Source organism: Pseudomonas sp. R151218B TE3479 (genome assembly GCF_053629195.1).
This window is the reverse complement of sequence record NZ_JBRJHV010000001.1, coordinates 4,656,570-4,669,917: the sequence shown is the minus strand read 5'-3', so window position 1 is coordinate 4,669,917 and position 13,348 is coordinate 4,656,570. Positions and strand designations below refer to the sequence as shown.

Here is a 13,348-nt window from a genome sequence, read left to right as displayed (position 1 = left end):
GGAAAGCCGGGAATAGCCAATGCGCCGGTTAATTTCTGAAGGAGCCAAATCAGTGGGGCGCCCCCCTGTGGCGAGGGAGCTTGCTCCCGCGGGGCTGCACAGCAGCCCCAACAACGCCCTGGCGACTCGGTGTGTCAGGCAAATACCGGGGGCTGCTTCGCAGCCCAGCGGGAGCAAGCTCCCTCGCCACAGGAGACGCTTTAGCCATGGTGGCGCATTCACAACCCCTCGCGAACCGCCCCCCTAATCCCTTCCAGCAACATGGTGAACGCTGGATTGTCGTTGTCCTCGCGCCACACCAGGTGCAACTCGCTCTGCACCCCTTCGCCCAGGTCTATCTCACGGAACACCACTTGCTTGAACACCACGCTGGTGGCGCAACGCGGTACCAGGGCCAGGCCCATGCCGGCGTTGACCAGCGCCAGGATCGTCAGCGACGACCCCAACCATTGCACGAATTGCGGCGCGACCCGGGCCGAGCGGAGCATGCCGGTGAGCAGTTCGTTGAAGGGCGGGTAGGCGGAGTGGGAGTACATGAGGAACGGCTGGGCGTCCAGGTCCTGGACGCTCACCGTGTCGGCAGTCGCCAGGGGATGTCCGGCGGGTACCGCCAGCACGAAGGGTTCGCGCACCAGGCATTCAGTGGCGTAGCCGGTTTCCAGCAGCGGCGAGCGGACGATGCCCAGGTCGATGCGCCGGGCACGCAAGGCTTCGTGCTGCTGGTAGGTGTTCATTTCCGCCAGGACGATCTTGACCTGCGGCTGCTTCAACCGCGCCTCGGCAATCACCTTGGGCAAGAACTCGTACACCGCGCTGCCGACGAAGCTTATGGTCACCGAACCGATGTCGCCCTGGGCGAAACGCCGGGCCGCCACGGCGGCTTGTTGCGCCTGTTCCAACAGGTTCTGCGCTTCGATGAAAAACGCCCGGCCGGCGGCGGTGAGCGCCACGCTGCGGGTGCTGCGGGTGAACAGTTCGACGCCCAGGTGATGTTCCAGCAATTGAATCTGCCGGCTCAGTGGTGGCTGGGTCATGTTCAGGCGTTCGGCGGCGCGACGGAAGTTGAGTTCGGTCGCCACGGTGGTGAAGCAGCGCAACTGGGCCAGTTCAAACATTGATTCAATCCAGGTATCAATCAAGTGCCAAGTTAGATTAGACGGGAACAATCCACCGCGTCCATCATCATCCCGTTCCCCACAAAAACAATGAATCGGGAGGCACCCTTGAATAACGTAACGGACTCCACCCATGACAGCACCCTGGCGCTCGCGGCGGCCAAGGTCAAACGTCATGTACTGCCGTTGGTGGTGGTGATGTTCATCGTCAACTACATCGACCGGGTCAACATCGGCTTCGTGCGCAGCCATCTGGAAACCGATCTGGGCATCGGTGCCGCGGCCTACGGGCTCGGCGCTGGGTTGTTCTTCGTCGGCTACGCGCTGTTCGAAGTCCCGTCCAACATGCTGTTGCAACGCTACGGCGCACGGGCCTGGTTGACGCGCATCATGTTCACTTGGGGCGCGGCGGCCATGGCCATGGCCTTTGTGCAAGGTGAAACCAGCTTCTATGTGCTGCGCTTCATTCTCGGCGCGGCGGAGGCGGGCTTCTTTCCCGGCATCATCTACTACTTCACCCAATGGCTGCCTGCCAATGAGCGCGGTAAGGCGATGGCGATCTTCCTCAGCGGCTCGGCCATCGCCTCGGTGATTTCCGGCCCGGTGTCTGGCGCCTTGCTGCACATCAGCGGGATGGGGCTGCATGGCTGGCAATGGATGTTCCTGATCGAAGGTTTCGCCTCCATCGTGCTGTGCGGGTTTGTCTGGTTCTGGCTGCAATCGCACCCGAGCCAGGCCAAATGGTTGACCGCCGAAGAGAAGACCGTGCTGATCGCTGCCATCGCCGAAGAGCAGCGGGCCCGAGAAGCCGCGCAAGTGATCAAACCATCGATGTTCAAGTTGCTGGCCGACCGACAGATCGCGCTGTTCTGTTTCATCTACTTTTCCATCGCCCTGACCATCTACGGCGCCACGTTCTGGCTACCGAGCATGATCAAGAAAATGGGGAGCCTGGGGGACTTCCAGGTCGGTTTGCTCAATTCCATTCCGTGGATCATTTCCATCGTCGCGATGTACGGCTTTGCCGCCCTGGCCGGCAAATGGAAATTCCAGCAGGCGTGGGTCGCGGTGACGCTGGTGATCGCCGCGTTCGGCATGTTCATGTCCACCACCGGCGGGCCGATCTTCGCCTTCGTGGCGATCTGTTTTGCGGCGATTGGTTTCAAGGCGGCCTCGGCGCTGTTCTGGCCGATTCCTCAAGGCTACCTGGATGCGCGCATCGCGGCGGCGGTGATCGCCCTGATCAACTCCATCGGCAACCTCGGCGGTTTCGTGGCGCCCACGGCTTTCGGTTTCCTGGAGCAGACCACTGGGTCCATCGAAGGTGGCCTGTATGGGCTGGCCGCCACCTCGCTTGTCGCCGCCGTGGTGATCTTTTTCGCCCGCACCACGCCGAAGCGCGATACCCCGAACTCACTGTCCGGCCGGCCCGAAACCGTTGCCGAAGCCAATCAGCCGGAAAAAAACCAAGCCTTGAACCCTGGCCCATCGGGAGCCGCTGTATGAAGATCAAACGCGTCACCGTGACACCCATCGCTTTTCGCGATCCACCTTTGCTCAACGCCAGCGGTATCCATGAGCCGTTCGCGCTGCGCTCGATCATCGAGATCGAGAGCGACAACGGTTACATCGGCCTGGGGGAGAGCTACGGCGATGCCCCGGCCCTGGCGATCCAGCAGCAGTTGCAAAGCCAGTTGATCGGCCTGGACCCGTTCAACCTCAATCAGTTGCGAGCCATCGTCCAGGCGACCGTCGCCGCGCAGAAACCGGCCAGCGTTGCCGGTGCCGAACTGGCACCGGGTTCCCATGCGAGCAAGGCGGTGAGCAATGCCTACTCGGCGTTCGAAGTGGCCTGCCTGGATTTGCAGGCCCACTATTTGAACGTGCCCCTGGTGGACCTGCTGGGCGGCGCGGTTCGCGACGAGATCCCGTTCAGCGCCTACCTGTTTTTCAAGTACGCCGAGCACATCGATTCGCCATACCCGCCAGACAGTTGGGGCGAGGCGCTGAGCGAACAGCAGATCGTTGCCCAGGCCCGGCGGATGATCCAGGACTATGGCTTCAAGAGCATCAAGCTCAAGGCCGGCGCCCTCGATCCGGAACATGAAGTGGCGTGCATCAAGGCGTTGAAACAGGCCTTTCCCGGCTACCCGCTGCGCATCGACCCCAACGGTAACTGGTCCTTGGAGACCTCGATTCGCATGGCCGAGCTGCTGGGGGATGACCTGCAGTATTACGAAGACCCGACGCCAGGGCTGGAAGGCATGGCCGAACTGCACAAACGCACCGGGCTGCCCCTGGCGACCAACATGGTGGTCACCGATTTCGATGAGTTCCGCCGCAGCGTGGCCCTGGGCAGCGTGCAGATCGTCTTGGCCGACCACCACTACTGGGGTGGGCTGCGGGACACCCAGGCCCTGGCGAAAATGTGCAGCACCTTCGGCCTGGGCGTGTCGATGCATTCCAACTCGCACCTGGGCATCAGCCTCATGGCCATGGCCCACGTGGCGGCCGCGGTGCCGAACCTGGACTACGCCTGCGACACCCATTACCCGTGGCAGGAGCCGGATGAAGAAGTGATCAAGGGCGGCAAACTGCCGATTGTCGACGGCTGCGTGAAGATCACCCGGGCGCCGGGCCTTGGCTTGGAGCTGGACCGGGATCAATTGGGCAAGCTGCATGACCAGTTCCTCAGTTGCGGCATCCGCCAGCGCGACGATGTGCGGCAGATGCAGCGCTACCGGCCGGAGTGGAAGACCGTCAAGCCGAGGTTCTGAGCGGATAGCGAGGGGGCCTGCTGCGCAGACCAGCGGGAGCAAGCTCCCTCACCACAAAAGCAACACGGTGCAAACCTGTGGGAGCGAGCTTGCTCGCGATAGCGCTGTGTCAGCCAACCGCATTGTTGAATGACCTGCCGCCATCGCGAGCAAGCTCGCTCCCACAATAAGCAGGACAACCGGCCCACACCCAAAGTATCGCACCCGTCGGCAAGGCAGTCTTACACCCAAGCTGTCGCGCCCCTCGTCCTCGCCGTCTTACACCCAAACTGCCGCGCCGGGCCGGCGCTTCCAAAGCATTCGCCAATTGCCTCCAAGGCAGCGTATGACGCGCCCTGGCACCTTTCGATAATCGCCTCCGACATCCCGTCCCCTGTTGCGGAGCGCGCCATGCACAACAATAAAAATACCTGCCTGCGTTTTTTGCCTGCGGTCATCGCCGGTCTTTCCAGTCTGGGCCTGACGTCTTGGGCCAACGCTGAAATCATGCTGTACGACAAGGACCAGACCACCTTTTCCACCGACGGCTACATCAACGCTTTTTACGTCAACAGCGACGTGGACCGCGCGGGTGAGCAGTACGACCGTCGGCAGGCGCGGGTCAAGATGGGCTTTTTGCCCAACTACCTGGGGTTCAACATGGGCAAGCAGGTCGATGACCTCAAGCTCGGCGCCCGGGCTTCGTTCTGGGTGACTATCAACGACAGTGAAACCAACGGCACCGACACCGCCATCGACGTACGGCAGTTCTACGGCACCGTGGCCAATCCGGAGTGGGGCGAAGTGCTGATCGGCAAGGACTTCGGCCTGTTTGCCCGCTCCAACATCCTGCTGGACGAACTGCTCGCCGGTTATGGTCAGGTCAGCGACACCCTGGGGCTGGTGGACGGCGGTGGCGTGTCGTTCGGCAACATCGGCAGCGGTTACCCGTACCCGTTCCCGACTTCGCAGATTACTTATCGCACGCCGGTGATGGACGGCCTGCGGGTGGCGGTGGGGATCATGGATCCGGTGGACACCAACGACAACAGTGCTACCGGCAAGGCCTATCAGGAAAACCCGCGCACCGAGAGCGAAATTACCTACCAGTTCGACCTGGGCGGGGCGAAGATCTACAGCTGGCTCAACGGCAGCTACCAAACCTCGGACAACACCGACTCCACCGTCGAATCGGTGACTTCCAAAGGCCTGGGCTATGGCGTACAGGCGAAGATGGGTGGGTTGTCGCTCACCGGTTCGGGGTTCCAGGCCAAGGGCATCAACCCGTTCTTCACCAACAATGCCGGTGAAGCCACCCTGCGCAATGTCGACAGCAAGGGCTACCTGTTGCAGGGCTCGTACAAGCTGGGCAAGAACCGCCTGGCGCTGTCCTACGGCAAGACCGATGACGACGGCAACGGCGTGGTAGGCAGTGGCGCCGATTACGAAACCCGGGGCATCGCGCTGTTCCACGACATCAACGACAACCTCAAGCTCGTGGCCGAGTACAACCAGTTCGAAATCAACGGCCACGACAGCAGTGCGCAGAACGAAGACACCGACACCTTTGCGGTAGGTGCGGTGCTCACCTGGTAAGGGTGACCCCCTGGCTGCGCACATAACCCTGTGGGAGCGAGCTTGCTCGCGATGGGGTCAAGTCAGTCGGCATGGATGTTGACTGACCCGCCGCTATCGCGATCAAGCTCGCTCCCACAGGATGTTTCACTGATGTACCCCTCCGATCGCTTTTGTGGCGAGGGAGCTTGCTCCCGCCTGGCTGCGCAGCAGCCCTGAGGCCTGGTGCCTCGGGTCGATTGATATTGGGGCTGCGCATCAGCCCCCTTTTTTTCAGTGGGATGTCCCCTCGGCGAATTCGATCTTGTTGCCGACGTTGTACTTGCCCGAAGGCTTGTTCATGGGCAGGCGCTTGATTTCCTCGAGGGTGTCGCTGTCGTAGACGATCAGCGCGCCATCGGTGTCCCAGATGCTCAGCAGCAAGTAGCGCCCGTCGCGGGTGAACTCTACGTGGGCGGCGGTCTTGCCGGGCATGGGCCGCAGGGTGTGGGCGATTTCCAGGGTCTGTTTGTCGATCAGGTGGATGGCGTCGTTGTCGGGGCCGAAGAACACATCGGTCCAGGCGTAGCGAGAGTTGGCATGGCTGCGCAGAAAGAAACCCGGCCCCAGGGTGGGGATCTGCTTGATGACTTTCCAGGTGTCGAAGTCGATCACCGAGATCAGTCCCTTGCTGATGTTGGGTGTGGCGAACACCCAGTGCCCATCGCGTTTCCAATAGGTTCCCGAGCCCAGGTGCGGCATGCCCGGCAGCGCGATGTCGGTGACGATCCGCCCTGTGTCGAGGTCGATCACTTGGCCGCCCTGGGCCTTGCGCGAGGTGGCGAGCAACTGCCGGTAATCGGGCGAGAAGGAAAAGTCGTCGAGATAATCCTCGGCCTCGATCCGCCTGGGCACGAAGTCCGGGTTCGGCCCGGTGGACAGCTCCCAGACCTCTTTCACGTCCTTCAAGGCCACGATGAAGCTGTTGCGCGGCGGCGCGGTATAGACCGCACTGACCCGCGAGGCCTGGCCGTCCAGCCCCACCGTTGCAACCGTCTTGACCAGCGACAGGTCGCGGGCATCCAGCACCACCACGTTGCCCGGCAGGGTATTGCCCACTAGCACCCAGCGCCCGTCCTTGCTCACCGCCAGGTTGCGGGTATTGAGCCCGGCCCGCACCTCGGCGATGAGCGTGAGGTTGTGCAAGTCATACAGACTGATCCAGCCATCCCGGGAGGCGAAATAGACGAAGCGTCCGTCCGGCGAAAATTTCGGTCCGCCATGTAGCGCGAAGTGTGAGGCGAAGCGGGCCAGGACCTCGAAGCGATCCCCGTCGACGATATCGACGTGATGGTCGCCAGCCTCCACCACCACGAACAGGTTCAGCGGATCGGCGTGGTACTGGGGTTTGTCGGGCAGGGTGGCGACATCCGCCAGCAGGCGATGGCTGCGGCGAGTGTCGTCCTCGCTCCAGGTCGGTTCGACGGCAGGCGGACGTTGGAGATAATGGGTCAGGCCATCGATCTGCGCGGGCTCCAGCACCGCGCCGAATGCCGCCATCTGGCTGGCCGGACGTCCATGCTCGATCACCTGGCGAATCTCGTCGGGCTTGATCCGGCTCAGGCTCTGGGGCAACAGCGCCGGCCCGGCAGCGCCGATGCGATTGACCCCGTGGCACTGCTGGCAGTGTTGCTGGTAGTTGCGTTCGGCCAATGCCAGGTCCGGTTCAGGCGCCGTGGCAGCGTGGACGGCACCGACCCACAGCAACGGGGCAAACCAGCCGAGGTTCATGATGCCACCCTCGCGATACCGGGCTGGAGCGGTATGGCCGGGTGCAGGCGCGCCGGATGCTCCAGCAACTGATGGGCAAACAAGCCGACCACCTTGCCGATCACCGTCAAGGTCGGCAGGCCTTCGGCGCACGTCAGTGCCATCTCCGGCAATTGCTGGAGGGTGCCACGCAGAACCTGCTGGTCGGGTCGCGTGCCGTTGCTGATCAAGGCCGCCGGCGTGTCGGCCGCCAGGCCCGCCGCGATCAGCCGCGTGGCGATGGTGCCGAGGTTCGACAAGCCCATGTAGAACACCAGGGTCTGGCTGTCATCCGCCAGGCTTTGCCAGGGCAGGTTCAAGTCGCCTTCGCGTTGCAGATGACCGGTGATGAAACGACAGGAATTGACCATGTCGCGATGGGTCAGGGGAATCCCGGCATAGGTGCTGCAACCGGCCGCGGCGGTGATGCCGGGCACCACCTGGCAATCGATACCCCGGGCCAGCAGATACTCCAGCTCCTCGGCACCGCGACCGAAGATGAACGGATCACCGCCCTTGAGCCGCACCACCCGTTGGCCCTGGTCGGCCAGGTCGGCCAGCAGTTCGTTGATTTGTGGCTGGGGCAGGCTGTGGCAGCCGGCGGCCTTGCCGACGTAGTGCCGGGCGCAGGGCAGGGGGATCAGGTTGAGCAGTTGCGGGCTGATCAAGCGGTCGTAGACCACCGCGTCGGCCTGCATCAACAGGCTCCAGGCGCGCAACGTCAGCAGGCCCGGGTCACCGGGGCCGGCGCCGACCAGGGCGACCTCACCCGGTCTGAAGGGCGATTGCAGGGCAGCGGGCAAAACGATGGAGGCAGGCATGGGACTTCCTTGGTTCGTCATCAGGTTCGCCGTCGGTTATCAGGCGCAGGGCATCGCAACGCTGGGAATCGCGTGCAGGCCAATTTCGTCATCGTTGAGGTGGCAGCCGGGGTCCTGGCCCCACAGGTCGCCGTCGGCCCAGGCGCGGGTGCGGGTATTGCCGTTGCAGATGTCCAGCCAGCGGCATTGCCCACAACGGCCGCCCACGGCCCGTGGATGTTCGCGCAGCTTCAGCAGAAGGGTATCGGGGCGGTCTGACCAGAGTGTCTTGAACGGCGTCTGGCGCACGTTGCCCACCGAGTGCTGCCACCAGTACGTGTCGGGGTGGACCTCGCCGGTATTGTCGATGTTGGCGATGCCGCTGCCCGACGCATTGCCGCCCCAGGCCCGCAGCATCTGCTCCAGTGCGGCGTAGTGCTGGGGCATGCGCCGGGATACCCACTGCAGCAACAGGATCGCATCGGCGTCGTTGTTGCCGCTGACGAAGTCACTGTCGCGGCCCTGTTCGATGTCGTGCCAGGCTCGCTCGAAGATCAGGGTCATGGCCTCGCGACTCATCTGCTGGTGGGCATCGAGCTTGCGACTGCGCTTGCCCCGGCCGCTGTAGTTCAGATGCGACAGATAGAATTTCTGCACGTCGTACTCATTCATCAAGTCCAGCAAGCGCGGCAACTGGGCGTGGTTGTGCTGGGTGAGGGTGGTGCGCAATCCGACCCGGATGCCTTGCTCGCGGCAGAGCCGGATGGCCGCCATGGAGCTGGCGAAGCTGCCCTTGAGCTGGCGGAACTCATCGTGGGTCGCTTCCAGGCCGTCGATGCTGATGCCGACGTAATCGAAGTTCGCCGCGGCAATCTGTTGGATATTGGAGGCGTCGATCAGTGTGCCGTTGGTGGATAGGGCCAGGAAAAAGCCCTTGCTGCGGGCATAGGCACTGAGTTGGAACAGGTCGTCGCGCAGCAGCGGCTCGCCGCCGGACAGGATCAGCACGCGCACCCCGGCGTCATGCAAGTCATCGATGACCTTGAGCGCCGCCGCGGTGTCCAGTTCGTCGCGAAACACGCTGTCGGCCGACGTCGCATAGCAGTGCTTGCAGGTCAGGTTGCAACGCCTGAGCAGGTTCCAGATCACCACCGGCGGGCGGTGCTTGCCCGGTGGCGCGACGCGTGGGGCGGGGCATTGCCCGGCCAGGGCTCGCAGGTAGTGGCTGATCCTCAACATAAAGCGCTCCTTCGATTTCGATCGACGTGCGGGTTCAGCGCGGCTTGCTCCCGCGTTGTGGGAGCAAGGGTTGGTGGGAGCAAGGCTTGCCCGCGATGAAGCCGATGCGCTCCTTCATAAAACCGACGCCCCTGTTTCGCGAGCAAGCTTTGCTCCCACAGGCGTCAGGCGCAGGCCGGTTTTCTTCAGGATGCGGCTGCTCACCAGCATGTCGTCGGCGGCGCAGGCGTCCCCCAGCAGGTAGCGCAGGTGTTCGCGGTAGCTGTCGATTTCTTCGCGGCTGCGGCCGTGGACCATGGCGAACAGGTTGTAGCGCCAGCCGGGCCGGCGCGGCCGCCGATAGCAGTGGCTGACGAAGGGCTGCGCCCCCAGCAGCGCGCCGAGGCGCGACATGTCGGCGTCGGCCACGTCCCAGACCGTCATGCCGTTGTGGCGATAGCCCAGGCGGTAGTGATTGGGCACGGCGGCGATGCGCCGGATCGCTCCTTCGGCCTGCAGGCGCTTGAGCAGGTCGAGGGTGGATTCCACGCTCAAGCCCAGTTGCTCGGCCAGCCAGGCCCAGGGGTCTTCGAGCAAGGGCAGGCCGGCCTGGGTCAGTTCCACCAGGCGCAACGCCAAGGGCGTTTCATCCAGCCGCGGTGGCGTTTGCCACGAAGCCTCAGACGGGGAAGTACAGGCCGACATGGTAGGTCTCCTCTTTAGGCAGGTTCAGTGGCACCAGGCCGGTCAGGTGTTCGATGCGCCGCAGCGTGTCGTCGATCGCCTGTTCGCTGGGGCAGGCGAGCACGAACCACATGTTCCAGGTGTGCTCGCGGCGGTAGTTGTGGGCCACTTCTGGCATGTCGGCGAGCAGCTCGGCGATGGCTTCGAAGCGCGGCTCGGGCACCGCCAGCGCCGCCAGGGTGAACGCGCCGCCCAGGCGGGCGATGTCGAACATCGGGCCGAAGCGGGTGAGTACGCCGTCGTTGAGCAGTTCGTGCAGGCGGTCGAGCAATTCAGTGCTGCTGCTGTCCAGTTCCTGGGCCAGGGCTTGCCAAGGATGGTGGACCAGCGGCAGGCCCAGTTGCAGGCGATTGATCAGGCGGCGGTCGAGGTCATCCATCGATACGGGCTCCGACCGGTGCGGCGTAACGTGCGCCGCATTGCTTGAACAGGTGTGTGCTGAACAGCAATTGGTGGGGCAGGTCGTCCAGCAAGTGTTCTTCCAGCAGCGCCTGGACCTGGGCTTCGACGCGGTCACGCTGGCGACCGTGGATCATGCAGAACAGGTTGTATTGCCACTGGGGCAGGCGCCGCGGGCGCTGGTAGCAAAGGTTGATGCCGGGGGCCTGGCCGAGGCGCCGACCGACCTCATCGACCAAGGCGTCCGGCACGTCCAGCACCAGCATGGCGTTGGCGGCAAACCCCAGGGCGCGATGGTTGACCACCAGGCCGACGCGCCGGAACAGGCCCTGTTCATGCCAGCGCTGCATCTGCTCGAGCACCTGGGGCTCGCTGGCCTCGATCTGCTCGGCCAGGGCCTGGAAGGGCCGCGATGTCAGGGGCAGGCCGGTTTCCAGCAGACGGCGCAGCGCCAGTGACTGTTGCTCGCTCAGGGCGTTTTTCATGGGGTGGCCTCCAGGGCAAAGCCCAGGTCGATGCGGTAGGCGGTGAGCATGGGCAGGTCCAGTGGCGTGAGACCGGTGTCGTGTTCCAGTTCCTGGAGGATGTTGTCCAGGTGGGGCCGGTTGGGGCCGGTCAGTACGAACCAGAGGTTGTAGCGATGCTCCCGGGCATAGTTGTGATTGACTTCCGGGTATTGGCTGACGCGTGCCGCCACCTGGTGCAAGCGGTCTTCGGGCACGGCCAGGGCGGCGAGGGTGCTGGCCCCGGCCCGGGTGTGTTCGAACACCGGGCCGACGCGCGATAAGGTCCCGGCCACTTGCAGGCGGTGCAGGCAGTCGATGACTTGGGCTTCGCTGCAGCCCAAGGCCTCGGCCATGGCTTGATAGGGCTCGGCGCACAACGGCAGGCCATGCTGGAATCGATCAATCAGGCGCCGGGCCAGTGAGTTGAGTGTCATGGTCAGTACCCCGGCTTGTGCGCGCGGCTGCTGAAGAAAATGCCGCTGGGGCTCAGGGCTGGCAGGCTACCCAGGCGTTCGAGGCGATAAGGGTCCCAGACCTGCACCTGACCGCCATCCCGGGCGGACAACCACAGTTGGTCGCCCCGGGCGGTGAACTCCATGTGCAGCACCGCTGGGCCGGGTCGCAGGTCGGCGACGATGGCGTGGGTCTGGGTGTCGATGACCTGGACGCGGTCGTTGTCCGGGTAGGCGAAGTTGATCCACAACTGCCGGCCATCCGGTCGCGCCGTGACGAACACCGGTTGACCGGCCACGGCGATGGCGTCGGTCTGTTGCCAGTCCTGGGCGTTCATCACCAACACTTGGTGATGCCCGACGGCGGGCACGAAGGCTTGCCGGTCGGCGATGGCCCAGCCTTCCAGGTGCGGCATCTTGTACACCGGGAGCCGCGCCTGGCCGCGCCCGTAATGCCCCAGTACCCGTTTCACCCCGCGCTCCGGGTGCCAGAGATCGAGTTGGGCCATGCCGTCTTCACCGAACAGTCCGGCCATGTAATAACGCCCGTCCGGGGTGATCAGGGCGTCATAGGGTTGCTGGCCAATGGTGGTGAAACGCTCGATGCGCGGGGTGAGGCCCAGGCTGAAATCGGCGGTCCAGATTTCGCCGGTGTCGAACAGACTGAACACGAAGCGTTGTCCTGGCGCATCCACCAAGCCCACCACCCGTGAGCGCTTCTGGCCACCGGGCAATGGCGTGGCCGGGATGTCGGCGACCTGTTCCAGGGTCTGGGCATCGAACACCTTGACGCCGCCGGGCTCGTAGTTGGAAACGGCGATCAGCTTGCCGTCCTGGCTGATCGCGCCGCCGATGCTGTTGCCGCCCTGGATGATCCGGCGTTCGACGTGCGCACTCAGCAGGTCGACCTTGCTCAGGCCGCCATCACGGCCGAAGACATAGGCGTAGCGCTGGTCGCGGGAGAACACCACCGAGGCGTGGGACAAGTCGCCCAGGCCTTCGACGCGGCCCAGGGCGGTGCGGGTGTCGCTTTCGATGATTTGCAGGCTGCCGCTGGCGCGCTCCACCACCACGCCCAAATCGCCGGTGCCGCGCAACGGTGTCTGGGCGCAACCGCAGAGCAGCAGGGCGATGGCCGTGGAGGACAGGAAGGAACGGATCATGGGGCGGGTTTTCCTTGAAGGAGCCGGTCCACCAGCCAGCGAATGTCGTCGGGCGCAAGCAACGCTGCCCAACCGGGCATGGCGCTGCCGGGCCGTCCGAGGCTGACGGTGGCGATGAGGCTGTCGCGGGACTTTCCGGCCAGGGCTTCGTGGGTCAGGGGCGGACCGAGGCCGCCGGTCAGGTACAGGCCGTGGCAGGCGCCACAGTCCTGGTCCAGCAGGTGTTGCAATTGGGCCTGGCGCTGGCTGTCGGGAGCGGCCAGCACGCTGGAGGAAAAAACCAAGAGCAGGGCGGTCGCCAGGGTTGTAACACTGTGTCGTTCCATGACGCCTCCTGATCAAGACAAAACATCGGCTATAGCTTTTGTGGCGAGGGAGCTTGCTCCCGCTGGGCTGCGCAGCAGCCCCAATAGCAACCTGACGACTCAGTGTGTCAGGCAAACCCAAGGGGCTGCTTCGCAGCCCAGCGGGAGCAAGCTCCCTCGCCACGGGTGTGTGGTTATTTAAGGGTCAGGACCCACGCAGCCAGGATCCTGGCTTCCTCTTCCGTCACGGGGTTGGCCGGCATCGGCATCGGTCCCCAGTTGCCTTGCGTGCCTTCCTTGATGTGCTTGGCGAGCACGTCCTGGGCCCCGGCGACGCCAGCGTTTTTCGCCGCGACCTCCTTGAGCGCTGGGCCCACCACCTTGGTGTCGATGGAATGGCAGGCGGCGCAGGGTTTGCTCTTGAACAGCGTCGGGCCGTCTTGCGCCAACGCCGGCAGGCTGTAGGCGGCAGTCAAGGCCAGGGCAATCAGAATAGGCTTCATGGTTTTTCCTCTTATTGATGGGGC

At 64.0% G+C, this 13,348-nt stretch carries 14 protein-coding genes; 3 read left to right on the top strand and 11 right to left on the bottom strand.

Features of this window, described 5'->3' with window-relative positions:
- Nucleotides 1–218 precede the first annotated feature (218 nt).
- Nucleotides 219–1,115, bottom strand: coding sequence for a LysR substrate-binding domain-containing protein (locus tag AB7M32_RS20045; RefSeq protein ID WP_060742062.1), 897 nt, complete (start codon nucleotides 1,113–1,115; stop codon nucleotides 219–221).
- A 108-nt stretch (nucleotides 1,116–1,223) separates the two neighbouring features.
- Here AB7M32_RS20045 and AB7M32_RS20040 point away from each other — a divergent pair, with 108 nt between their 5' ends.
- The 3 genes from AB7M32_RS20040 to AB7M32_RS20030 all read left to right on the top strand — a co-directional run bounded on the left by AB7M32_RS20040 (nucleotide 1,224) and on the right by AB7M32_RS20030 (nucleotide 5,467).
- Nucleotides 1,224–2,621 carry an MFS transporter gene (locus tag AB7M32_RS20040; RefSeq protein ID WP_256573608.1) on the top strand — a complete coding sequence of 466 codons (1,398 nt, stop codon included), beginning with the start codon at nucleotides 1,224–1,226 and terminating at the stop codon, nucleotides 2,619–2,621.
- Entirely contained in the window at nucleotides 2,618–3,892 is a 1,275-nt protein-coding gene (locus AB7M32_RS20035; RefSeq protein ID WP_454251088.1) for a glucarate dehydratase family protein, read from the top strand. The genes AB7M32_RS20040 and AB7M32_RS20035 overlap by 4 nt, the downstream gene beginning before the upstream one ends.
- Nucleotides 3,893–4,282: 390 nt before the next feature.
- On the top strand, nucleotides 4,283–5,467 hold the full coding sequence (locus AB7M32_RS20030; protein WP_454251087.1) for a porin: 1,185 nt from the start codon (nucleotides 4,283–4,285) through the stop codon (nucleotides 5,465–5,467).
- A 252-nt stretch (nucleotides 5,468–5,719) separates the two neighbouring features.
- Here the strand turns inward: AB7M32_RS20030 and AB7M32_RS20025 are convergent, their stop codons facing one another.
- The 10 genes from AB7M32_RS20025 to AB7M32_RS19980 form a co-directional block, all read right to left on the bottom strand.
- Nucleotides 5,720–7,216, bottom strand: a complete 1,497-nt coding sequence (locus tag AB7M32_RS20025) for a cytochrome D1 domain-containing protein (RefSeq protein WP_454251086.1) — start codon at nucleotides 7,214–7,216, stop codon at nucleotides 5,720–5,722.
- Nucleotides 7,213–8,055, bottom strand: a complete 843-nt coding sequence (gene cobA, locus AB7M32_RS20020) for a uroporphyrinogen-III C-methyltransferase (RefSeq protein WP_192261297.1) — start codon at nucleotides 8,053–8,055, stop codon at nucleotides 7,213–7,215. Before cobA ends, AB7M32_RS20025 begins: the two co-directional genes overlap by 4 nt.
- Before the next feature lie 39 nt (nucleotides 8,056–8,094).
- Complete coding sequence (nirJ, locus tag AB7M32_RS20015) at nucleotides 8,095–9,273, bottom strand: heme d1 biosynthesis radical SAM protein NirJ (RefSeq protein ID WP_454251085.1); 1,179 nt, start codon at nucleotides 9,271–9,273, stop codon at nucleotides 8,095–8,097.
- Between the two features lie 114 nt (nucleotides 9,274–9,387).
- Nucleotides 9,388–9,957 (bottom strand): siroheme decarboxylase subunit beta, encoded by a 570-nt coding sequence (gene ahbB, locus AB7M32_RS20010; protein WP_454251084.1) that lies wholly within the window; start codon nucleotides 9,955–9,957, stop codon nucleotides 9,388–9,390.
- Nucleotides 9,932–10,375 carry an Lrp/AsnC family transcriptional regulator gene (locus tag AB7M32_RS20005; RefSeq protein WP_454251083.1) on the bottom strand — a complete coding sequence of 148 codons (444 nt, stop codon included), beginning with the start codon at nucleotides 10,373–10,375 and terminating at the stop codon, nucleotides 9,932–9,934. The genes ahbB (AB7M32_RS20010) and AB7M32_RS20005 overlap by 26 nt, the downstream gene beginning before the upstream one ends.
- A complete protein-coding gene (ahbB, locus tag AB7M32_RS20000; protein ID WP_454251082.1) occupies nucleotides 10,368–10,880 on the bottom strand; it encodes a siroheme decarboxylase subunit beta in 513 nt (170 codons plus the stop codon). The genes AB7M32_RS20005 and ahbB (AB7M32_RS20000) overlap by 8 nt, the downstream gene beginning before the upstream one ends.
- Nucleotides 10,877–11,335, bottom strand: coding sequence for an Lrp/AsnC family transcriptional regulator (locus AB7M32_RS19995; protein ID WP_454251081.1), 459 nt, complete (start codon nucleotides 11,333–11,335; stop codon nucleotides 10,877–10,879). The genes ahbB (AB7M32_RS20000) and AB7M32_RS19995 overlap by 4 nt, the downstream gene beginning before the upstream one ends.
- Nucleotides 11,336–11,337: 2 nt before the next feature.
- Nucleotides 11,338–12,516, bottom strand: coding sequence for a cytochrome D1 domain-containing protein (locus AB7M32_RS19990; protein WP_454251080.1), 1,179 nt, complete (start codon nucleotides 12,514–12,516; stop codon nucleotides 11,338–11,340).
- Nucleotides 12,513–12,842 (bottom strand): c-type cytochrome, encoded by a 330-nt coding sequence (locus AB7M32_RS19985; RefSeq protein ID WP_454251079.1) that lies wholly within the window; start codon nucleotides 12,840–12,842, stop codon nucleotides 12,513–12,515. The genes AB7M32_RS19990 and AB7M32_RS19985 overlap by 4 nt, the downstream gene beginning before the upstream one ends.
- 173 nt (nucleotides 12,843–13,015) lie before the next feature.
- The gene (locus AB7M32_RS19980; RefSeq protein WP_454251078.1) at nucleotides 13,016–13,324 is read right to left on the bottom strand and encodes a c-type cytochrome; all 309 of its coding nucleotides are present in this window, start codon (nucleotides 13,322–13,324) and stop codon (nucleotides 13,016–13,018) included.
- Nucleotides 13,325–13,348: the final 24 nt, after the last annotated feature.

Excerpts from the sequence above, each read along its gene's own strand:
- AB7M32_RS20030 (WP_454251087.1), top strand. The coding sequence starts at position 4,283 with ATGCACAACAATAAAAATACCTGCCTGCGTTTTTTGCCTGCGGTCATC.
- AB7M32_RS20035 (WP_454251088.1), top strand. The coding sequence starts at position 2,618 with ATGAAGATCAAACGCGTCACCGTGACACCCATCGCTTTTCGCGATCCA.
- AB7M32_RS19980 (WP_454251078.1), bottom strand. The coding sequence starts at position 13,324 with ATGAAGCCTATTCTGATTGCCCTGGCCTTGACTGCCGCCTACAGCCTG.
- AB7M32_RS19990 (WP_454251080.1), bottom strand. The coding sequence starts at position 12,516 with ATGATCCGTTCCTTCCTGTCCTCCACGGCCATCGCCCTGCTGCTCTGC.
- AB7M32_RS19995 (WP_454251081.1), bottom strand. The coding sequence starts at position 11,335 with ATGACACTCAACTCACTGGCCCGGCGCCTGATTGATCGATTCCAGCAT.
- ahbB (WP_454251082.1), bottom strand. The coding sequence starts at position 10,880 with ATGAAAAACGCCCTGAGCGAGCAACAGTCACTGGCGCTGCGCCGTCTG.
- nirJ (WP_454251085.1), bottom strand. The coding sequence starts at position 9,273 with ATGTTGAGGATCAGCCACTACCTGCGAGCCCTGGCCGGGCAATGCCCC.
- AB7M32_RS19985 (WP_454251079.1), bottom strand. The coding sequence starts at position 12,842 with ATGGAACGACACAGTGTTACAACCCTGGCGACCGCCCTGCTCTTGGTT.
- AB7M32_RS20025 (WP_454251086.1), bottom strand. The coding sequence starts at position 7,216 with ATGAACCTCGGCTGGTTTGCCCCGTTGCTGTGGGTCGGTGCCGTCCAC.
- cobA (WP_192261297.1), bottom strand. The coding sequence starts at position 8,055 with ATGCCTGCCTCCATCGTTTTGCCCGCTGCCCTGCAATCGCCCTTCAGA.
- AB7M32_RS20005 (WP_454251083.1), bottom strand. The coding sequence starts at position 10,375 with ATGGATGACCTCGACCGCCGCCTGATCAATCGCCTGCAACTGGGCCTG.
- ahbB (WP_454251084.1), bottom strand. The coding sequence starts at position 9,957 with ATGTCGGCCTGTACTTCCCCGTCTGAGGCTTCGTGGCAAACGCCACCG.
- AB7M32_RS20045 (WP_060742062.1), bottom strand. The coding sequence starts at position 1,115 with ATGTTTGAACTGGCCCAGTTGCGCTGCTTCACCACCGTGGCGACCGAA.